21 protein-coding genes are annotated in these 22,149 nt (G+C 41.7%); 4 read left to right on the top strand and 17 right to left on the bottom strand.

Annotated elements, in window-relative coordinates:
• Positions 1-148 precede the first annotated feature (148 nt).
• From AWH49_RS04290 to AWH49_RS19860, 11 genes are all read right to left on the bottom strand, one after another.
• The gene (locus AWH49_RS04290) at positions 149-820 is read right to left on the bottom strand and encodes a thermonuclease family protein (RefSeq protein WP_063964763.1); all 672 of its coding nucleotides are present in this window, start codon (positions 818-820) and stop codon (positions 149-151) included.
• Positions 821-899: 79 nt separating this feature from the next.
• On the bottom strand, positions 900-1,292 hold the full coding sequence (locus tag AWH49_RS04285) for a hypothetical protein (protein WP_063964762.1): 393 nt from the start codon (positions 1,290-1,292) through the stop codon (positions 900-902).
• A 241-nt stretch (positions 1,293-1,533) separates the two neighbouring features.
• Positions 1,534-3,156 carry a hydroxysqualene dehydroxylase gene (locus AWH49_RS04280; protein ID WP_063964761.1) on the bottom strand — a complete coding sequence of 541 codons (1,623 nt, stop codon included), beginning with the start codon at positions 3,154-3,156 and terminating at the stop codon, positions 1,534-1,536.
• 194 nt (positions 3,157-3,350) lie between these two features.
• Positions 3,351-3,857 carry a (2Fe-2S)-binding protein gene (locus tag AWH49_RS04275; protein WP_063964760.1) on the bottom strand — a complete coding sequence of 169 codons (507 nt, stop codon included), beginning with the start codon at positions 3,855-3,857 and terminating at the stop codon, positions 3,351-3,353.
• Complete coding sequence (gene pucD / locus AWH49_RS04270; protein ID WP_063964759.1) at positions 3,848-6,121, bottom strand: xanthine dehydrogenase subunit D; 2,274 nt, start codon at positions 6,119-6,121, stop codon at positions 3,848-3,850. Before pucD ends, AWH49_RS04275 begins: the two co-directional genes overlap by 10 nt.
• A gap of 14 nt (positions 6,122-6,135) precedes the next feature.
• Positions 6,136-7,032, bottom strand: coding sequence for an FAD binding domain-containing protein (locus AWH49_RS04265; RefSeq protein WP_082862665.1), 897 nt, complete (start codon positions 7,030-7,032; stop codon positions 6,136-6,138).
• Positions 7,029-7,679: a nucleotidyltransferase family protein gene (locus AWH49_RS04260; protein ID WP_082862664.1), complete on the bottom strand. Its 651-nt coding sequence runs from the start codon at positions 7,677-7,679 to the stop codon at positions 7,029-7,031. The genes AWH49_RS04265 and AWH49_RS04260 overlap by 4 nt, the downstream gene beginning before the upstream one ends.
• Positions 7,676-8,722: an XdhC family protein gene (locus AWH49_RS04255; RefSeq protein WP_063964758.1), complete on the bottom strand. Its 1,047-nt coding sequence runs from the start codon at positions 8,720-8,722 to the stop codon at positions 7,676-7,678. Before AWH49_RS04255 ends, AWH49_RS04260 begins: the two co-directional genes overlap by 4 nt.
• Positions 8,723-9,285: 563 nt before the next feature.
• On the bottom strand, positions 9,286-10,662 hold the full coding sequence (rlmD, locus tag AWH49_RS04250) for a 23S rRNA (uracil(1939)-C(5))-methyltransferase RlmD (RefSeq protein WP_063964757.1): 1,377 nt from the start codon (positions 10,660-10,662) through the stop codon (positions 9,286-9,288).
• Between the two features lie 167 nt (positions 10,663-10,829).
• Positions 10,830-11,186, bottom strand: a complete 357-nt coding sequence (locus AWH49_RS04245; RefSeq protein WP_063964756.1) for a DUF2085 domain-containing protein — start codon at positions 11,184-11,186, stop codon at positions 10,830-10,832.
• Complete coding sequence (locus AWH49_RS19860) at positions 11,183-11,407, bottom strand: hypothetical protein (RefSeq protein ID WP_157723661.1); 225 nt, start codon at positions 11,405-11,407, stop codon at positions 11,183-11,185. The genes AWH49_RS04245 and AWH49_RS19860 overlap by 4 nt, the downstream gene beginning before the upstream one ends.
• Positions 11,408-11,618: 211 nt before the next feature.
• Here AWH49_RS19860 and AWH49_RS04235 point away from each other — a divergent pair, with 211 nt between their 5' ends.
• The gene (locus AWH49_RS04235) at positions 11,619-12,041 is read left to right on the top strand and encodes a pyridoxamine 5'-phosphate oxidase family protein (RefSeq protein ID WP_063964754.1); all 423 of its coding nucleotides are present in this window, start codon (positions 11,619-11,621) and stop codon (positions 12,039-12,041) included.
• A gap of 117 nt (positions 12,042-12,158) precedes the next feature.
• On the opposite strand, the gene AWH49_RS04230 is transcribed toward AWH49_RS04235, so the two are convergent.
• From AWH49_RS04230 to AWH49_RS04205, 6 genes are all read right to left on the bottom strand, one after another.
• Positions 12,159-13,889: an ABC transporter ATP-binding protein gene (locus AWH49_RS04230; protein ID WP_082862663.1), complete on the bottom strand. Its 1,731-nt coding sequence runs from the start codon at positions 13,887-13,889 to the stop codon at positions 12,159-12,161.
• Complete coding sequence (locus AWH49_RS04225; RefSeq protein WP_063964752.1) at positions 13,870-15,600, bottom strand: ABC transporter ATP-binding protein; 1,731 nt, start codon at positions 15,598-15,600, stop codon at positions 13,870-13,872. Before AWH49_RS04225 ends, AWH49_RS04230 begins: the two co-directional genes overlap by 20 nt.
• 127 nt (positions 15,601-15,727) lie before the next feature.
• Positions 15,728-16,927 carry an MFS transporter gene (locus tag AWH49_RS04220; RefSeq protein WP_063964751.1) on the bottom strand — a complete coding sequence of 400 codons (1,200 nt, stop codon included), beginning with the start codon at positions 16,925-16,927 and terminating at the stop codon, positions 15,728-15,730.
• Positions 16,920-17,363 carry a MarR family winged helix-turn-helix transcriptional regulator gene (locus tag AWH49_RS04215; protein ID WP_063964750.1) on the bottom strand — a complete coding sequence of 148 codons (444 nt, stop codon included), beginning with the start codon at positions 17,361-17,363 and terminating at the stop codon, positions 16,920-16,922. The genes AWH49_RS04220 and AWH49_RS04215 overlap by 8 nt, the downstream gene beginning before the upstream one ends.
• Positions 17,364-17,494: 131 nt before the next feature.
• Entirely contained in the window at positions 17,495-18,412 is a 918-nt protein-coding gene (locus tag AWH49_RS04210; protein WP_034288729.1) for a diacylglycerol kinase, read from the bottom strand.
• 22 nt (positions 18,413-18,434) lie between these two features.
• Positions 18,435-18,998, bottom strand: coding sequence for a thioredoxin family protein (locus AWH49_RS04205; protein ID WP_063964749.1), 564 nt, complete (start codon positions 18,996-18,998; stop codon positions 18,435-18,437).
• Between the two features lie 166 nt (positions 18,999-19,164).
• Here AWH49_RS04205 and argC point away from each other — a divergent pair, with 166 nt between their 5' ends.
• From argC to AWH49_RS04190, 3 genes are read left to right on the top strand one after another with little or no spacing between them, the layout of a single operon-like run.
• Positions 19,165-20,202 (top strand): N-acetyl-gamma-glutamyl-phosphate reductase, encoded by a 1,038-nt coding sequence (gene argC, locus AWH49_RS04200; protein WP_063964748.1) that lies wholly within the window; start codon positions 19,165-19,167, stop codon positions 20,200-20,202.
• A gap of 16 nt (positions 20,203-20,218) precedes the next feature.
• Complete coding sequence (gene argB / locus AWH49_RS04195; protein WP_063964747.1) at positions 20,219-20,986, top strand: acetylglutamate kinase; 768 nt, start codon at positions 20,219-20,221, stop codon at positions 20,984-20,986.
• On the top strand, positions 20,983-22,143 hold the full coding sequence (locus AWH49_RS04190) for an acetylornithine transaminase (RefSeq protein WP_063964746.1): 1,161 nt from the start codon (positions 20,983-20,985) through the stop codon (positions 22,141-22,143). Before argB ends, AWH49_RS04190 begins: the two co-directional genes overlap by 4 nt.
• Positions 22,144-22,149: the final 6 nt, after the last annotated feature.

The following is a 22,149-nucleotide window of genomic DNA, read 5'->3' as shown; positions in this document are numbered from 1 at the left end:
TACATTCTTTTTCTCACATTTCCCTATATATGTTGCTTATTTCTATAGTCTCTCCTATTTTGTTACAAGGCTTCTGACGCTTGTTCACTTTTTGGAAAGATCAGCTCAGGTAACCGAAGAGTAATAGGCGTTCCTTTTCCCTCCATGATTAATCCGAATTAAAGCCTCGATCCGTTACATAATTGCCAATTGACCAGACACCTATGCCTTTGTTTTTAGCAATTTTCTGTTTTGCTTCAAATTCATCGAGATAACGTGTATTCGGTGGATACACGTATGCAACCCGCGCCATTCCTTCTTCAAGAAGCGTTTCCTGCACGCTTTTCCCATCTACATACACATAAACGAGTATTCGGCTATACTTGTCTAAACGCTGGCCAACATCAAATTCAAGCGTAATTTCCCCTTGCTTAAGCAATTGTGCCGTCCGCTCTTTCGCCTCGTCACCTAATGGCTGTTTTCCTAGCTTCGGATGTCTCGTCTCAGGTGTATCAATTAACAAAAAACGGGCACTAAATTCTTCCTCTTTTCCATCGTCGTCCGCATCAAATGCAAACACCGCCGTATCGCCATCAACTGGTCTGACGAGTGTAGCCGGAATAGGATCGATCGTGCCTTTGGACTTTAATATATTTGTTGATTCATTAACTGGCTCTTCTTCAGCCACTTTGTTTGATTCCTCTTGGCTCTGTTCCTTTTCAATCGCTGTCAGCACATCATCTGTCACTTCAAGTAAATCAGTGACATCTTGTTCCGTACAAGCTGATAAAACAAGAAGACTGCTCATCATGACCGCTATCATATATGTAAATCGCTTCACGTTTCTTTTCCTCTTTTCTTTCGTTTCTCCTTACATTTTAGCATTAAAACCATCAAAAAAAACCGCCCAAAAAAGACGGTTACTCTTTCACAGACTCTTCAATGTATTTTGCAATGATTGGAATCGTCAACTCAAGATTGCTTGTTATAAGAGTGTTTTTCACATATTTCAGCTTGCTGCCATCACTCGCATACGGCTGAATGCCAAGTACATTGTTAATATATATAACGCCTTCGTTCGTAATCATCGGTTTGATAATGTTCCCGTCTGTCTCATCGTAATGACGAATTTTCTCAAGACCATTGACGAGCCCTTTATCAAACAAATCATTCATCGCAATTTCATATACTGCCGGTGCCATGTTCTCGCTCATTTGCTCATGCAATTCATACATCACATCCGGCTTGTTTTCCAAATAGTACTGCACATAATACGCAAGAAGTACTTGCTCTTTTATCGCTAATTCCCCCATAAAAATGCCCCCTTTTCCTGTCTTTTCTATTATACATTATTTTGGCATAAAGACGTTAATTTCCTTCTATCTCTTATATGCCAATCCGATGACACTCAACGCAAATTTGCATAATGTATAGTAACTAAATTAAATCGGATAGGATGCGGTCCAATATAATGGAGTAATAACTGATTCATAAGGGCTTCTTCAAATAATATAACGAAATATGCCGAATTATTGAGATCATTCTTCTTATGTGTTAACATTTTCCATTCCAGGGAAGTCCTTTCTGATAACGTCGAAAATCGTGAATGTGCCATGGTATCAGCAATTCATAATCAAACATTTCCCATATTTTACATTTAGGTGCTCTTGATCCCGAAACATCAATGATGCAATTAACAGCACGGCGGGCAGCCTCGTTTGCGCCTTCCATAGTGGCTAAGTCCGTGTTCGTTCGAACATAATCAGATGCCAGAAAAAAGTTCTTAATTCTTGTATATGCATAAGGTCTTAACTCCCAAGTACATACTTTATTCACCAATAAAGGAGAAATGTTGATTTTTTCGGTATCGTTAAAAATCATATCCGAGTCTAAAAACCAAGAATGAAAATCGTCGTCTTGAAGAACAGTTTTCTCTGCATTAAAACTTTTTTTAAGCTGTGTCCAAACTTCGTTTTTAATCTCTTCTAGTGTGCATTCTGAAGCTTTTTTTTCATATATGATTCCCGGGATATGCCACTCAGATATACAAACTGAAAGAATTCCTTTGACAGTACCATCTCCATATTCCTTAAGATCAATCGAAGGCCAAAATTGCTTTTGGGATACAATCGTCAAAGCCCAAGGAGCATCTTGACATATTATGTGACCATGAATGATCGGAATATCTCGTTTTAAAAAAAATTGAATACCATTCATCCAGCCTAAGCTTTTACTTAATTTTTTGATTCCTTCCAAAGTTGGATCAGCTTCAATCATTTCACGTGAGATTAATTTTTCCATAGCTTCTACAGGCAATGCGGAAAGAAAATAATCCGCCTTAACAGTTAAAATTCGGCTATGGTGTTTTATTGTCATACTGACAATCGTTTCTTGATCACTTTGAATATTAATACACTCAGCATTAGTAAAGTAACGTACTCCCTTTTTTCTTAAATAGTTCAGCCACGGATCAATCCAAACTTCATTTGTCGGTCCGTTCAAAAGCCTGTCATTCTCGGATCCCGGTAAAATACAATCTAAAATAATTTGGGAAAGAACGTTGCCAATCGTTTTCATGCTGGCTTCTCTTGCATTTGCTGCAACTAGAGACCTTGTTATTCCTGTAAACATTTTTTGAAAGTCCTCTGATTGACGGTCACCATCCAGATAGTCCCACCAGCTTATTCTTTCATATTCATCCATTCGTCTTTCTTTGCAGCTGGTCATTACTTGCCATACTCTTTCAACTAAAAATTCAAGTTCATGTTCAGATAGGCCCCAATTTGTCTCAAATAGAGCTTTTATATTTATTTTAAGATCGACCATTGACTTTGGAAACCCTAAAACGAAGGGCACAAGAGGTTCATTAAAACGAGCAATTCCCATTTTTGTAGCTTCAACTAAATTAGCATAAACGGTGTTATTTCCTTCAAGCGGAATTCTTTTCATCGTATCAATAATATGGTTATAAAATTTAGGAAAAAAACGGAAACCATGTTCGCCAGGTAGTTCTTTTCTTCCATTTATTCCAGAGCCCGGAACAGGTACTGACCGAGCTTTTCCACCGGAAATCGATTTAGCTTCGTATACTGTGACATCGTAGCCTCGTTCGATTAATTCATGTGCAGCACTCATCCCAGCAACTCCACCACCCAAGATAATCACTTTTTTTCTCATCTGATCACCTATCTTATGAATAATGAATACCCCGTTATATCTGATCACTCCTTCTTCTTGTTTTTCTCTATGTCAGACACATTCCCGATCACAAAATTGAGGCTGGTTTTCCATGTGTTAACTCTAAAATATGTGTAGTTAATCCGCTCAAAATATGCCTCTCATATCACTTATCTTTTTTGACTGTGTTTATATCATGCATTCCCATTAGCTAAACGTTGGACAGCTCTAATAATTCCTCCATATCCTGTACAACGACAAAGATTACCTGAAAGTGCCTCTTTAATATCTTCTTCTGTCGGATTAGGTACCGCATCAACAAGTGCCTTTACTGCCATAATCATTCCTGATGTACAATAACCACATTGAAATCCACCCTCGTGCAAAAAGGCTTCTTGAATATTTCTATTGCCATCTGTTCCTAACCCCTCGATGGTTAGGACGGATTTCCCATTTACTTGATACGCCATTACTAAGCAAGCATTGACGAGCTGTCCATCTAATAAAACAGAACATGCCCCACAACGACCAATTCCACACGAAACTTTTGTGCCTGTTAAGTGCACTTTCTCTCGTAAAATATCAACAAGACGAGCAGAAGCTTGAACCGGCAATTCATGCTTTTGTCCATTAACAAGGAAAGAAAGTGTGAACTCCTCTTTCATCTTTGAAACTACATGATCTGCTTTATTCAAGTCCATTCAAGCATCCTCCTTACTTCAATCGCCTCTAAAATTTCTTCAGATGAAACCGGCAAATGTTGGACCCAATGGCCAATTGCATCGTGAATGGCGTTCACAATGGCTGGAGTGATCGCAATCGTTCCAATTTCTCCAACTCCTCTTGGGCCATGAGAGTCATCTTTATATAAAGCTTCGATCGCTTGAACATTCGTATGAAAGGGAATATCAGCTATACCCGGGATCAGGTAGGTATCAAAATTTTCCGTTACATATCTGCCGCCTTCCATCTTGGCTTCTTCCATTAATGTATAACCTAAAGACATGACACCTCCACCTTCTATTTGACCACGATACCCATTTGGACTGATAACGGGGCCCGCAGCGATTACATGATCTAGATCCGTAACCTTTACTTTTCCAGTGAGAAGATCCACTTCAACCTCTACTTTTACACCCCCAAAGGTATATAAATAATGACCACCAATCACCGCATCAGGCGTAGTAGGAAAATGAAAATTCGTATATACAACAAGAGGACTTCCATCCTTCATTTCCTGTGCCAGTTGTTTATAGGTCATACACGGGTGCTTACCGTTCACTCTCCAAAGTCCGTTTTCTCCAAGAATCAATTCGTTTTCAGGAATACTTAGAAGTTGTGATACTCTTTTACAAATCTTTTGTGTAAAAGGTTCCTTCATTCTTTGCACAGATTGCCATACTATACTCGTACCTCGAGAAGCTGTAGATGAGCCTGAAACAGGAACGAGTGCCGTATCGCCTATCACGATTTTTAGATCATTTTGAGAACAACCAATTTCCTTAATGACTATATTTTCAATAACAGCTAATAATCCTTGTCCGCATTCCTCAAAACCAAAGGCAATTTCAATTTTTCCTTCATGATTTAAGGCTAGCCGTCCACCAGCGCTATCTAAACGCCCAAAGCCAAGCCCACCTCCGTGCATAGCAAGTGCCATTCCTGTTCCCTTACGCTTCCATTTTGAACAAGGCTCTTGTTTTTGTTTTTCTTTTTGCTTCATACATAAAGCATTTATACTTTCGAGCACTTCTAATGCCCCATTTGAAGGTGCAATTCGTTGTCCTAAAGGTCCTTTGTCTGTGGCCTTCCGTATATTTTTCCTTCTTAGTTCAATTGGATCTATCCCAAGTGCTTCAGCTAGACGATTGATTTGTCCTTCAAGCGCAAAGGTTATTTGATTTCCACCAAATCCTCTAAACTCTCCCGAAACACCATTATTCGTAAAAACAGATAGCCCTTCTATATCGATATTGGGAATGATATATGGTCCTGAAGCATGCTCTACTGCAAAATCTAAAACGGCTGGACCTAGTGTTGCATATGCACCTGTATCTGCGATAATCCGTACTTCATGTGCAACAATCTTCCCCGTCTTACTGGCACCAGTTTTCATGGTAATTCTCATGGGATGTCTTTTTAATCCGGCCCAAACCGATTCTTTTCTAGTATGATGAACCTTTACCGGACGTCCTGTTACTAAAGCAAGTATGGCCCCATACGGTTGAATATTTAATTCATCCTTCCCACCAAAGGATCCACCCATCGGACTGGAAATAATTCGTATCTCATGTTCTGGTTTTGCCAGAATACGAGCGAGCTGAAAGCGATCTTTAAATCCATGCTGTGTTCCAGCATATACAGTAATACTCCCATCCTCCTTTGGGACAATTACCCCTCCTTCAGTTTCTAGATAGGCATGCATTTGTCTTGGTAACTCGTACGTTTCTTCTACGACAGTAAAACAATCATCAAAGGCTTTACTTACATCTCCATTTTTGAATGTTGCACGGTGAAGAATATTTCCACTTGGATGTAGCTTCGGTGCATCTTTTGCTAAAGCTTTTTTTGGGTCATCAATGACTGGAAGCTCTTCATATACGACTTCAATTAACGCTAGCGCCTCATAGGCAATGGCTTCCGATTCTGCTGCAACAGCTGCAATGGCATCTCCCATATATCGCACTTTATCTTCACAAAATACTGGTTGATCTGGAAAAATAATCCCAAATCGATTCATCCCTGGTACATCTTTATGTGTAATAACTACTGCTACACCAGGCAATTGCTCTGCTCGCTCTGTTTTAATTGAAACAATGTTTGCGTGTGGATATGAGCTTCTTAATATTTTTCCATGTAACATGTTTGGGAACGTCAAATCCGTTAAATACTTTAAGTCACCTGTCACTTTTGCCATTCCATCTGGCCGGACACGCCCTTCCCGTTCCGAAATATTAAACTTCATAGCACAGGCTCCCTTCATTTAAGCGATGGAAATACTAGTTCTTGAAGCTCTGAAATAATGATATGTGCTGCTACTTTTTTTCGATAATCAGCAGACAAAAAAGCATCTGTGGTTGGTAAGAATTCTTTTAATATTGATGAATATACTTCCTTCCAAGTTACTGTTGATAACTTCTCCCCTTTGAATAAACGTTCCGTAGCTTTAAGCCGGTGCGGCAGATTATCTCCACCTCCAACTGCAAGCCTAACATGGTCCAATTCCCCTAACTCATTCAAGGACATAGAGCCAGCAACCGTAACAATCGCAGCTGTAAATGCCTCTCTACGTCCGATTTTTTTATAAAAATAATGCATATTTCTCTCCTGTTCATTGATGGGAAGATGAACCTGTGTTAGCAAATCATCCTGTTGATCTTCTTTATCTTTTAACCAACTCCATACACTTTTCTTTAGACTAGAAACCTTATTACAAAGACTAATTTCTGCATCCATCACGAGAAGAGCAGGAATAACATCTCCACTACGACCAGCTATATTCCCACCAATCGTTGCCTGGTTACGTACGGCCGGTGCGGCTATATGTTTTACGACTTCAGACAATAGCTTCCTTTCCATCGTCACTAAAGAATGGTTTTGACAAGTAGCTAAAGTAGAGAGTGCTCCTATCGATAGCACTTTGCAATCATGATCACGTTCTACTTCAATCCCTTGCATCTTTTGAATAAGTTGCAAGCTAATAAGATTTTTCGGTACTTTATTCCCATTTTCCCACTGTAGTTGCAGAAGGGTCCCTCCAGATATAAAGCAAGCGTCAGCTCCAAACTCCTTTTTCTTTGCCAATGCTTCTTGGATCGTTGTAGGTGTCCAGATCACACTCGATGCTAATGATGAGTTCTCCTTTTTAGTGGTCACTTATAAGGGATTCCCTCCTTTACTTGCTCATACTCTTCTCGTGTATCAATGTCGAAGAAAGCCCTTTCATCTTCATATTCAATGGTGTCACCATTACCTATAAAAGATTTTCGAATTAGCTTTCTAGCTCCCATGTCCCCTTCTAACTTCTCTAATGTCGGGAACATGTTGCGAGAGAATAAAATCGGTGGTCTTACAATTCCTTTAAAGCTAGCCGCGACAAAATCTCTTTCTCTTCCTTCATTTAAAATAGTTCGATACCGTGATATAAGATTATTCATGATTCTGACTGTAACAAATGGTTGGTCTGCCAAAAAGACTAACGCCGCCTCCGCTTTCATCGCATTCACTTCTTGCAATCCACGGCGAAGTGAGTAAGCCTGCCCCTCTTTTGCTTCAGCACACGTAACATGCGTCCATCGTTTGACAAACAAAGAAGTAAAAAAGATATAATCCAACCAATCTAACGGATCTTCCTCTTTTGTAACGACTACTATATGGTCAAGATTGGTTGTTAAAGCTGTATTCAAAGCCAGACTACCAAGCGTCGTATTTTTTAACGGAAGCAATAGCTTATTCTCGCCCATTCGACTACTTTTACCTGCTGCTAGATAGATCCCAACAATTTTTGAGTCTTGCATCTTCATCGCATAGCATCCATCTTGGAATTCTTTTGCAGCCTCTTTACTCTAATTAAGTCAGCCACAATGCTGATGGCAATTTCTTCAGGTCCTTCTGCACCAATAGGCAATCCAACAGGAGTTCGAATGTTACCTAGATCTTCCCCATTACTTAACAAGCGTAGGGTCCGAGCCCGAGAGCCAAGGACCCCTAAATAGCCTAACTTTTCATTAGCTAATAATTGAAGCAGCTCTTGATCTCGCTTAAAGTTATGCGTCAAAACGATGACATGGTCATCCGGACGGAAGTGAATTTGTTTAATCGCAGCGACAGGAAAGTCGACAATACATTCCGTTGCACTTGGAAAATTGTCTTTGTTACATAATGCAGGGCGCCAATCTGAAACGAGTACAGAAAATCCAGCTTTAGAGGCAAATTGGACGAGCGGGATCGCATCTTGACCTGCTCCAAAAATAATTAAGCGTGGTTTTGGTTGATAATGATGAAGATAAACGGGAGCAGAAAGTTCTTCCATGTATATAATTCCGCTCTTTACAATGGGGGAACGTGAATCCAAAAGGCATTTAATCCTAGCAGGAATACTTCCTTGCCACTCACCAAATAGCTGATGGTCTTCTGTTAAAAAAATATAATCCGTGACGCTATAATCATGTGTTAATTTTTTCATAATAACTACAGACTTTCCGGCTTCAAGGTATGTTTCAAGGGTATGAAGGTGTGAGCGTAGACGATGACCAATCGGTTCAAGCAAGACTCGAAGAACACCATTACATCCCGCTCCCTGTCCCCACGAGAAGTCATCTTCTGCTCTCATGTCAAAAACAATCGTTTGCGACAGTCCATCATTGAACAAATCCTTTACTCTTTCTGCGAGATCATCTTCAATGCAGCCAGCACTTAGTAAGCCCACTCGAGTGCCTTCCTCTTTAAATAACATCGAAGTCCCTTCCTTGCGATAAGCCGATCCTTGAACATCAATAATAGTGGCTAAAATGTCTTTCTGGGATGATAAATGAATCACATCTAATATTTGATGGATACTTTCCATTCAATACTCACCGTCCCTAAAGATCCATTTACTATTATGAATATAGAATTTTTTGCTAATCGTATAATGAAATGTATTTAATGAGATAAAGGAAAAATCCATTTTTTATTTACATTCAACAATTTGTTCCTATAACAATCACCACATACAAACACAGTTATATAAATACAAAAAACTTAATTTCCAGCTTGACAAATCTAAGTTTTCATTGATTCGTAATCGTCATCATATAAAGTTTTAATTTGATACAATTAATTATATTTACGTGATAATGGAAGTAAAAATAACAAACGCAATGTATAATTATTAATTTTTTTGAGTGACTCGATAGTGTCACTTAAAGCAAAATTAGTCTTAAGGCAAAGACCATTTTGTTATTTGTTTAAGCGTAACTACTCAACCTGCCATATTTTATGCAAGACAAAGAGAGGTCACTGCTAGTAAGCAGTACCTCTGTGAACTTGGAAGAAAAGGATTCAATTTTCCCTTCCCGAATAAGTTAATCCATCGAGTGGAAAATTAGTTTTCCTTGTTATTATGTTTCGGGAGTTTTTATTAGTTATCTACAACTTCAAAACCAATTTCACTACCGCCTCAATATGCGTCGTCTGCGGAAACATATCGACCGGCTGCACTTCTCTTGTTTTATATCCACCGTCTTCGAGTACCCGCAAGTCCCGTGCAAGTGTTCCCGGGTTACAGGATACATAAACAACTTTTTTTGGTTTCATCTCCAAAATCGTCTGCAGTAACGCATCGTCGCAGCCTTTGCGCGGCGGATCGACGACAATGACGTCCGGCCGGATACCTTGTTTATGCCAGGCCGGGATCACTTCTTCTGCTTTCCCTGCTTTAAACTGCGCATTTGTAATGCCATTTAACGCTGCATTTTTCTTCGCATCTTCAATCGCTTGCGGCACAATTTCGACACCATATACTTCTTTTGCTTTTTTGGCGAGAAAAAGGGAAATCGTACCGATGCCGCAATAAGCGTCAATGACAATTTCATCACCTGTCAATTCTGCAAATTCAAGCGCTTTTCCGTAGAGTACTTCTGTCTGCACCGGATTCACCTGATAAAACGAACGGGCAGAAATGGCAAATTTCACATCGCCGATTAGATCATAAATCACATCTTCGCCCCACAATGTGCGCGTTTGATTTCCAAAAATGACATTCGTTTTATCAGGATTAACGTTTTGTACAATAGATGTAATACCTGGAATCGCGTCACGGATGCCTTTAATGACCGCATCTTTATTTGGCAGTTCAGCTGTACGCGTGACGAGCACCACCATCATTTCCCCTGTTGTGTAGCCGATCCGCGCCATCACATGCCGAAGCACACCTTTATGCTGCTGTTCATTATACGGCATGACACCGTTCGCTGCACACACATCTTTCACTTTTTGAATGAGTTCATCACTTTGTTCATGCTGAATAAGACATTCAGTCATATCAATAATCTCGTGGCTGCGTTTTTTGTAAAAACCGGCGACAATGCGGCCCCCGTTCATGCCGACTGGAACCTGTGCTTTGTTCCGGTAGCGCCATGGCCCTTCCATGCCAAGCACTGGATGAACTGGCACGTCCGGCAGTTTTGCAATCCGGTCCATCACATTTCTCACCTGGTTATATTTCATCTTAAGCTGCCCTTCATACGTCATATGCTGAAGCTGGCAGCCGCCGCACTCATCATATACAGAACATGGAGGCTTCACGCGTTCAGGCACTGTTTTATCAAGGCGGAGCAATTTCGCAAATCCATATCCTTTATTCAGTTTCGTCACTTCAATTTCACCGGTTTCGTCCGGCAACGCACCTTCAACGAACAGCGGGTAGCCATCTATTTTCGCCACTGCTTTTCCTTCATGCGTTAAATCGGTAAACGTGACGTACAACACGTCTTTTGTTTTTACCGGGGCTTGAATCTTTGCCACAATTACTCCCCCTCATTTATTAAGCTTGTCTGCCGGTTCACATTAAGACCAGGCAGAGAATCGTTTACTTGAAAAACGATATCCTTCATCTTACATTGATGCGCCGCTTCTTTCAACAGCAGCTCCAGTTTTTCATACTTATCGCTCTGCATGGATATGATACTTATTTAAAACCATTTTAAAATCAGCTCTGCACCTGTATTCGCTGCACTTACTGCAAATTGCGCCAGCCCGAATCCTGCTGAAAAGCCGGTAATAACACGGAGCAAATTATTGCTTGTGCGAAACTGCCGTTTTTGTGTGAATCCATCCAGCAGCATCGGAATGTTCAATGCGATCGCCATTAAAAATGCCGGGATAAAAGACAAAATTGGTGGGAAGAAGGCCATCGGAACAGCTAAAAATAAGCCGATTAATAAAAACATACATCTATAACAGATTGGAAACTGCCTGCCGCACACAATAAGTGACCGTTCTGGGCGGCGGTGGCACGGCATGAACTGCAGCGTAAAAAACTCCTTCATGACGGACAGTCCGGACCGCAGTCACAGTCCCCATCGTTGTCGCAGTCGAATGTTTTCTTGCTTATAGTCGGCGTTGGACAGTCGCAATATGAGTAATCATCATCTTTTCCTTTTTTGCGTCGTTTCTTGTACCAGTAAATCGTATAAATAAATAAAATGAAGCCAAAACTGAACCAACTGATCAAAATGAATCGCTCGTTTCCAACTGGGTTTGACGTCAATCCAATAACACTCCCTATGATGCAAGTGAGAGCGACAAAAAAACTGATAAAAATCAATCTCCCAGCACCGCCTTTCAACGTAATCTTATCATAAATCAATACGATAAAAGGAAGATGCTTTTCAATATCTTTACTCATAATAAGTGATGTTTAAAAAAAGCCGGTAAAGGAATAGTAATATGAGACGTGAAACAAATAGGAGATGAACATGATGAATCAAAACGAACTGAAAAAGCAGGTTTTAACACTTTTACAGGAAAGTCGGATCGGAACGATGGCGACCATTCATGATAACAAGCCACGCTCGCGTTATATGACCTTTTTCAATGATGATTTGACTCTTTATACGGTGACAAGCAAAGATATGCACAAAACGGAAGATATCGAACAAAATCCGTATACACATATTTTGCTTGGTTATGAAGGTGAAGGAATAGGCGACACATATGTGGAAGTAGAAGGAAAAGTTGTCGAGTCTGACGATGAAAGCTTGAAGGAAAAAGTATGGAATGAACATCTCGAGCCTTGGTTTGATGGCCCAGAAGATCCAAATTTGCTTATTTTGCAAATTAAGCCGGATCAAATTCAATTAATGAACAAAAAAGGCCAGTCCCCGCAAATACTGGATCTTTAATCAAACGAAAAAGGCACCGCTATTTGATGGCGATGCCTTTTTTATAAGCACATATTTTGCTTTTCTGATCCCTCAGCTAAACTTCTGACCATCCGAGCACTTTTCTGACCGCTTCGCTTATCCGTGATGTTCCACTACATCTTCGTATGCACCCATTGCCTCAATTCGGCCGGCACGCAATCGAATGACTTGATCAGCGCGACGAACGGTATTCAATCGATGCGCAATTACAAAACTTGTGCGTCCTTCCATTAACCTTCCAAGCGCTTCTTGAATATGCAGCTCGGTAATTGTATCGATGCTGCTCGTCGCTTCGTCCAAAATCAAAATAACTGGATCGGCTAAAATCGCCCGAGCAATCGCGATCAGCTGCCTCTGTCCCTGACTAATACCCGAACCTTCTTGACTCAGTTTTGCTGCGTAGCCATCTGGCATTTTCATAATAAATGAATGGGCATTGGCGAGCCGTGCAGCTTCGACAACTTCTTCATCTGTCGCATTAAGGCGGCCATAGCGGATATTTTCCATGACCGTTTCTTCAAACAACACCGTGTCCTGCAAAACAAATCCCATCTGTCCACGCAAACTCGCACCAGAAATGTTCCGACTATCGACACCGTCAAATACAATCGAACCGCTATCCGGTTCATAAAATCTTGCCAGCAAGTTCATAATCGTTGTTTTACCTGATCCGGTCGGCCCAATAAGCGCGATTGTTTCTCCCTTTGAAGCACTGAATGTGACACCAGAAAGTGTCTCTTTTCCTTTTTCATACGAGAATGACACATCTTTGAATATAACTTCGCCTAAAATGTTATGGCGAGTACCTGTCTTCCCATCGACTGTTTCTTCTGTGTCGATAATATCAAACACGCGCTCCGCTCCGGCAACAGCCGATAACATCGTATTATATTGATTCGCAAGATCATTGAGCGGCCGCGTAAACTGGCGGGCATATTCAGTGAAAATCACAATCGTTCCGACCGATGCCTGGCCATTCAGCGCCAAAATCCCCCCGGCGAGCGCAATGAATGCGAAACTTGTATTGTTTAAGACGTTCATCAATTTTGGAATAAATCCGGAATACGCCTGCGCTAAGTAGCCAGCTTCTCTCAACTGCTCATTTCTCTCCATAAAGTCCGCGATCATTTCATCTTCACGTGAAAACATTTTTACAATATGACGACTTGAAATCGCTTCTTCAATAAAGCCATTCAAATCACCGAGATGCCGCTGCTGTTCTTTAAATTTCGGGCCCGTCCGTTTTGTTATCCACTTCATCCCGCCAAACATGAGCGGAATAATCAGCAATGTGACGACAGTCAAAATCGGGCTTAAATACAGCATCACGACAATGGAACCAGCAAGCGTCAAAATGCCCGATGCAATTTGAATGATCGAACTGTTAAGCGTGCTGCTTATATTTTCGATATCATTCGTCACGCGGCTCATTAATTCACCGTGACGGCGTTTGTCAAAAAAGGCGATCGGTAACTTGTGAAAATGCTGAAATAAATCATCACGCAGTTCATACACCGTTTTTTGCGCAATATCGGCCATCCAGTAGTTTTGCAAAAATAGGACCCCCGAATAGCTCACATAGACGAGCGCAAGTCCCCCAAGAAGCCATAAGAGACCATCTTCATCTCCTGACGCTATATAATTATCAATGGCAACGCCGATTAAAAATGGACCTGCTAGTGCTAAAACAGAACTGAGCGCCACCGTAACAATCGTTAAGATGAGCTTTCCTTTTCTCTTTAATAAATAACCAGTGATACGTTTCAATGTGCCGGACATATTTTGAATTTTTGGCTTCGGTTGTGGATTAGCCCCGTGTCTGTTCATGTATGTTTTCCTTTCTGCCTTGCGACTCCATGAGGCGTTTATACAATCCATTTTGACTAGATAGCTCTTTGTGCGTGCCCGACATAGCCACTTGTCCATCTTCAATCATAAAAATACGGTCCGCCTGCTCTGCCGTTGATATTTTTTGTGTAACAATTATAATCGTACATTTTTCTTCCGTAATCGCATCAATTAACGCTACTTCTGTTTTTACATCAAGAGCACTTGTACTATCGTCTAACAGTAAAATATCCGGCTTTCGAATGAGTGCACGGGCAATCGATAAACGCTGCTTTTGCCCGCCAGATAACGTAACACCTTTTTGACCGATCATCGTATGATAGCCATCTGGCAATGCCGCTACTGTTTCATGGATTTGCGCTTTACGTGCTGCCTCAACGATTTCTTTTTCCGTTGCGTTTTTTTTCCCCCAACGAATGTTATCAAAAATTGAACCGGTAAACAGATGCGACTCCTGTGGAACAAAACCAATTTCCCGGCGAAGCGAATCCATTTTCATTTGGCTAATATCACGCCCGCCGATCGAGATGATCCCTGAATCCGGTTCATATAAACGTGGAATAAGGGATAGTAACGCCGATTTCCCCGATCCTGTTCCACCTAAAATCGCCGCCATTTCTCCCCGCTTCACCGTCATCGATAAATCTTTTAAAACGGGTGCAGTTCCACCTGGATAGGTAAAGAACACATTCTCCAGTGTAAGATCGCCGTCTTTCGGATACGTTTCCGTCACCCAATTCAGCTTTTCCTGTTCGACGTTCAGCACTTCATCAATCCGACCTGCTGAGGCTTTCCCGCGTGCAAATGCAATTGTAATAAATGTGAAAATCGACAGTGAAATGATAATTCGTGCCGCATAGTTAATGATGGCAACAATTTCACCAGTTGTCACTGTCCCATTTTGCATTTCGACAAAGCCCAACCATAAAATGAGGAGGAGAGCACCGTTCATGACGAGCAGCAAAAGCGGCACGATGCTTTCAAACGTACGGATCACACGAATCGTTTCATCCATGAGTGCCTTACTCGATTTCTGAAAGCGCGACTTTTCATGATCGCTTCGGACGAATGCCTTAATTAAACGAATACCAGTTAAGTTTTCACGCATGACACTGTTCACTTTATCTAATCTTTTTTGAACGCGTTCGAACATGCTGGCACCCCGTCTCATCATAAACATCATGAAAACGAGCATCACTGGTACTACAATCACCAACACAAGTGACAATCCAAAATGAACGTATAGCGCCATGGCTGTGCCAAAAACAATCATGAGCGGTGCACGTAGCATAATACGTAAGCTCATAAAGACAGCATTTTGCAGCTGTGTTACATCATTGGTCATTCGAGTAATGAGCGTGGACGTGTCAAAATGACCGTATTGAGCAAATGAAAAAGATTGCACTTTTTCAAAAAGTTTTTTCCGGATATCAAATCCGTAGTTTTGACCGATGCGGGCAGCAATAAATGAATTCGTTATACCTGCTGCAAACGAGAAGAGGGACAGCCCGATCATGATCACACCCCACCGGATTACCATATTAAGATTGCCGGCAATGATCCCGTCATCAATCATTTTCGCTATTAAAATCGGCATCACTAGCTCAACTGCCAGCTCTAAAAGCATGAGCCCCCACGCTGCCGCCATCGACAGTCGATACGGTTTTAATAATGATAAAACACGACTCATACGTACGCCTTCTTCCAACTTTATTTTTCATAAGTGTAGCAAACCAGCACCCTTTTTTAAATTTTTAGCGCCTTTCAAGATAAACAAAAAATCTCAAAAACCAGTATGCACTGGTTTTTGAGATTTTTTACTGTTCATTTAATTCGGGAACCGATGTTTTTTCCTTCTTTGTTTTCGCCGCTGTCATATAAACGAGTATGCCGATAAGTACATACACAGCGAGTGATGCATACATCGCTTTAAACCCCATACCAGCTACAGCGGCGGCGATCACGACTGCCCCCACGCCAATGCCGAAATCATAAAAAGAGAGAAAAGTGGCGGTCGCCGTTGCTTTTCGTTCAGGCCGTGCCCTAGCAATCGCAATCGTTTGAAAGCTCGGAAACAAGGTTCCCCAGCCGATGCCAATCATACCGGCTGCTACGAAATAAAGAACAGCTCCATTCGCCAGACTGAGCACGATGAGACCGGCCGCAAATAAGACAATCGATGGGATAACGATGATATTCTCACCATACTGGTCAAACCAGCGTCCTGTGAATGGACGAGAAAGCACAAGCAGCACCGCGTACACGATAAAGAAATAACTAGCAATTCCGCCGATATTCAGCTCCCCTGCATATACTGGTACGAACGATAATATGGACGCATATCCCACTGAGAAAAAAGCGCCTGTCAAAGCAATCGGCAGCGCCGACTTTTCAAATAAATGTTCCGGATGCAATTTTAAACGAAACATGGAACCTAAACGGGCAGAACCTGAATGATCTGCCGCCAAACTTAACCCGATGATTAGTGCTATAACAGAAATAACGATGCAGGCGATATAGGCGGCGGTCATGCCCCAACCGTTAAATAGCGTCAAACCGGCAAACGGCCCGATCGCCATCGCCAGATTGTTCGATAAGACAAAATAGCCCATTCCTTCTCCGCGCCGTGAATCGGGTATAATATTCGCGACGATCGCACCTGCCGCTGTTGTCGCCATCCCGAAACTAATTCCCTGAAAAAAACGCAGGGCAAGCAGCACATTAAAGTTTGTCGCAACTAAATACAAAATCATCGTAACAAGATAAAGAAACAGCGACGTGACGAACACTTTTTTTCGTCCGAACATTCCAATCCATTGACCGGCAAAAGGACGGATCAAAATCGCCGCTATTAAAAAAACAGTTGTGACAAGGCCGGCCTGTGCTTCTGTTCCGCCTTGCCCTTGCAAAATGTAGACAGGGAGCGTCACGAGTAAAAAGTAAAACGTCATAAACAAGAAAAAATTCCCTGCCGATACACTTATAAAATCTTTTGTCCATAATTTTGCTTTATTCATGTAGCGTCCCCTTCTGTGAGTTCTCTTTCACATTCATTAAATAAGATGACAATAATTGCTGCATATACTCTCGCTGTTCATCGGATACTCCTATAAGCAGACGATCATTCATTTGAAGAACGGCCGCTTCCCACTCCGGATATGCAGCTTTTGACTGTTCCGTCATCTCAATAATTTTGGCGCGGCGGTCTTCCCCCGTCACCTGCTTCACATATCCTTGTTTCATTAAGCGCTGGATCGTTCTTGTCATTGGCGGAGCCTCTACGGCAAGATAATCACACAGCTCTTTTTGAGTCATTTTTCCTTTTTCCTTTAATACGAACAGTACGGACCACTGCGCCGTATAAAGACCGAACGGCTGTAGTGTATGATTCGCCTGCTTCGCCAATTCACGCGATAACTGGTGAATCGTATGAAATAATTGATGTGTATTCATAATTCCCCCCTAAATTAATTACCTAGGTAACTAAATTTATCATACCATACATTTCAGGAAACAAAAGTTTTTTAATAAATAAAAAAACTGTTTCAAAAATCAGAGAGACTGATTTTCGAAACAGTTAATGATTAATAAATCCGATCCTGTGGCCTCAATTTTTCTACAGGTGCGAATACATCGAGATGGCGATATAAATTTTCAAACTCCGCTGGAATTTCTCCACCAAGTTCACCGTCCAAATTCACAAGCATCTTATCACTTGAATGAACGGTAATATGCTTTGCTTTCGTGTAAATGACGTGAGGATCATTTAAATGTTCCCCCCGCAGCGCAAGGCTGACTATACGAATAAACTCGGCCAGATTCGTTTTTTTCAAAATGAGCAATGTGAACAGCCCATCATTGACAGACGAATCTGGTGCCAACTTTTCAAAGCCGCCGACTGAGTTTGTTAAACCGATTAAAAAAAGAAGAGATTCCCCTTCAAACACTTGTCCGTCATATTCGATCGTCACATCGGTCGGTTTAATAGATGGGAGCATTTCAATCCCTTTTAAATAATACGCCAGCTGCCCAAGCATTGTTTTTAACTTGCTTGGTACTTCATATGTCAGTTCTGTCAAGCGGCCACCGCCGGCGATATTAATAAAAAACCGATCATTCATCCGACCGATATCAACAGGAATGGTTTCAGCCGCTGTAATAACATCCACTGCGCCTTGAATATCACGCGGAATATGCAATGCACGCGCGAAATCATTTGTCGTTCCCATCGGAAGAACACCGAATTTTGGACGATAGTCGTGTCCAGCAAGCCCGTTCACAACTTCATTTAGTGTACCGTCACCGCCGGCCGCAATGACCGTATCAAAACCTCGTTCAGCCGCGAGACGCGCCGCTTTTGTCGCATCGCCTTCACTCGTTGTCGCATGAGCAGATGTTTCATAACCTGCACGCTCTAACTTTTCAAGTGTTTCCGGCAAATGCTTGCGGAACACCTCACGGCCAGAAGTTGGATTGTAAATAATTCGTGCTTTTTTTGTCATCTTTATCCCAGTCTTTCTTCTATTAATATAATCGTTCCGTAATCGTCGTCTTCAAACTACTATACACTTCCTGCCAAAGCGTCTCATCTATCCGGTACGCTTCTGTCAGCTTGCTTATCATTTCACTGCTTTTTTCGTCAAAGTCGGCGTGTTCGCGCGGCGGCAAAGACGATCGATAATTCGTTACCATCTCCTGCACAGCTGGCGCACGTGGACCCCATACAGCCTGCTCTTCACCTTCTTCATTGATGAAAATGATGATAGGAATAGAACGAGACGTACCGTTCGTTAAATATTGATCGATCAATTCCAAATTCTCATCACGATGAAGCAGCCGAACATCCATATCAGCAGCTTTTGCGAGTGTCAGCAAAATCGGCACATTCATCATCGCATCGCCACACCAATCTTCGGTAATGACAATGGCACGCCAATTTGCTTCTCTCAGTTTATTCATAAGCGAGGCTTCATCACCGGACAGATGAAATTTTTTCAATACGTGAAGCAAATTTTCCTGATTCTTCGACATTTGTTCTATATATTGTTCGGGCGTTAACCCTTTCTCAAACCAGTTATTTAAATCCATTTTTCCCCTCCGTTGCTGATTTTCTAGCCATTCTCTGACTCCATTATGCACAAAAACCACTCATTTGACAAAATCGGTTGATTTAAAGAGACAGCAATTTTATAATAGAAGAATAGATATTAATATTTATGAATAATTATAAATAAAAATTCAAAGGAGTTTTCATATGAAAGCATCAGTTATCGGCGCTTCCGGCTATGGTGGCATTGAACTTATACGTCTTTTATCCAATCATCCTGATTTTGAATTACATGCAATTTATTCATCGAGCAAAGAAAATGTTTCCGTAACAGAAGATTATCCACACTTAGCAGAAGTTTGCTCGCTTCCACTGACAAAGATTGATCCAGACACCATTAAAGAAACGTCGGATGTTGTCTTTTTAGCGGTTCCATCAGGCGTTGCTTCCGGACTTGCACCTCAACTTGCCGGCGGTCATGCAAAAGTCGTTGATTTATCCGGTGATCTTCGCCTGAAAGAAACAAATGATTATAAAAAGTGGTACAAAAAAGAGCCTGCTGACAAAGCATTTATTGCAGATGCAGTATACGGATTGACAGAATGGAACCGTGAAAATGTGAAAACAGCGAAAGTACTCTCAAACCCGGGATGCTTTCCAACAGCGGCACTGTTAGGACTTGCACCCGTAGTGAAAAATAATTTGATCGATATGAAAAATATTATTATTGATGCAAAGTCAGGTGTATCCGGTGCTGGACGTGGACTATCACCACTCGTTCACTTCGCAGAAATGAACGACAACTTCCGCATTTATAAAGTGAACGAGCACCAGCACATTCCGGAGATCGAACAGCAATTAACGTGGTGGAATAAAGACACAGCACCAATTACATTCTCGACTCATCTACTTCCAGTATCTCGTGGGATTATGGCAACGACGTATGCCCCGCTCACAAGTGTTATGACAACCGAAGAAGTGTACGCACTATACGTTGAAACATACAAAAATGATCCATTCGTGCGCGTTCGTCCTTCAAAGCAATTCCCTGGTATTAAAGAAGTTGCTGGCTCGAACTTCTGTGACATTTCTGTTGACGTCGACACACGTACCAATCGTTTAGTGATCGTCTCGGTCATCGACAACCTCGTTAAAGGTGCGGCTGGTCAGGCCATTCAAAATGCGAATTTGATGTTTAATTTTGACGAAACATCGGGACTCAAAGGCTTCCCAATGTATCCGTAATGAAAGGATGATTTGTATGAAAACAGTCGTTGTAAAATGCGGCGGCAGTGTGTTAAAAGAGCTATCGGACAGCTTTTTTTCAAGCATGACCTCACTGCTGGCAGACGGATACAAAATCGTATTTGTTCACGGCGGTGGTCCAGAAATTAACGCCATGTTAGAAAATATGAATGTGAAAAGCGAGTTTAAAAACGGTCTTCGTGTAACTTCACAAGACGTACTCGAAGCGGCGGAACTCGTCTTGTCTGGCAGTATGAACCGGAAGCTCGTCCGCTTACTAGAAGCACATGGCATTGCGGCAATTGGTTTACAGTCAAGTGACCAAGGTATTCTTAATGCTGATTTCATCAACAAGGAAGATCTCGGTTTTGTCGGTGACGTAACATCCGTCAATCAAACTGTTTTAGAAATAATTTTAAAGGCAGGACTTCTTCCTGTTTTAACACCAATTGCGAAAGGGCCGAACGGTACAGTGTTGAATGTTAACGCTGATCACGCAGCCGGTGCTGCAGCCCGCGCACTTTCCGCAGATCACTTGCTCATGGTAACAGATGTAGACGGTGTATTGAATGATGGCCAGCTTGTACCAGTTCTAACAGGTGCAGAAACGAAGAAGCTAATTGAATCAGGTGTGATAAGCGGCGGCATGATTCCGAAAGTTCAAACCGCCCTAAAAGCACTTGAAAGCTGTGAACATGTACACATCGTGTCAGGTAAAAAAACATTTTACGAAGATGGCCAGTGGTATGGCACACAGTTTAATAAAGAGGAGGAGACAATTTGAGTCATTTATTCCCTACATATGCGCGCTGGGATGTAACACCTGTAAAAGCGAAAGGCGCTTATCTTACTGCAAAAGATGGCAAAGAATACCTTGATTTCACGTCTGGCATTAGTGTGTGTAATCTTGGACATACACCCGACAATGTAAAAAAAGCAGTGGAAAAACAGCTTGAAAAATTTTGGCATACGTCGAATTTATTTCAAAGTGAATTACAGGAAGATGTCGCAAAGCAATTAACTGATGCATCCGGACTAGATCTTGTCTTTTTCAGCAATAGCGGTGCGGAAGCAAATGAAGCCGCAATCAAACTCGCCCGCAAATCAACAGGCCGCACAAAAATTATTACGTTTATCGATTCATTCCATGGACGGACATTTGCGACGATGGCGGCAACCGGACAAGATAAAATTAAAACAGGCTTTGGCCCGATGCTTGAATCTTTTGAATATGTGAAAATGAACGACATTGAGGCGTTGAAGACAGCGCTTGATTCAAATACAGCAGCAGTTATGTTTGAAGTCATCCAAGGTGAAGGCGGCATCAATTCAGGTGACGCAGACTTTTTGCTTGAAATTGAAAAGCTGGCTCATGCAAATGGTTCTCTTGTGATCATTGATGAAATTCAAACCGGCATCGGCCGGACTGGCAAAGCGTTTGCGTTCCAGCATATTGGTCTTGATCCGGATATTATTTCTGTTGCCAAAGGGATTGCGAACGGCTTTCCGCTTGGTGCTATCGTTGGAAAAGCCGCGCTCGCTGAAGCATTTTCAGCCGGTTCACACGGCTCGACATTCGGAGGTAACCCCGTTGCCCTCGCTGCTGCAAAAGAAACATTAAACACGATTTTCAATGATTCATTTTTAGCTGATGTAACCGCAAAAGGTGATAAGTTGAATGTATTATTAACAAAAGCTCTTTCCGGCGTTCATTTCGTTAAACAGTTAAAAGGAAAAGGCCTTATGGTCGGCATCGAGTTGACTGAAGAAGCAGGCTCATTTGTGACAAAAGCACGCGAACAAGGACTGCTCATTTTAACAGCGGGAACACACGTATTGCGCCTTCTTCCACCGCTTAACGTCACAGATAAAGAAATGGAAATAGCAGTCGACGCGATTGCGACTGTATTACAAGAAAAAGCTGTCCAGCAAGACTCCTAATTCAAG

Origin of the sequence: Domibacillus aminovorans, assembly GCF_001643235.1 — a bacterium.
Taxonomy (GTDB): Bacteria; Bacillota; Bacilli; order Bacillales; family Domibacillaceae; genus Domibacillus; species Domibacillus aminovorans.
This window is presented reverse-complemented; position numbering and strand designations above follow the sequence as displayed.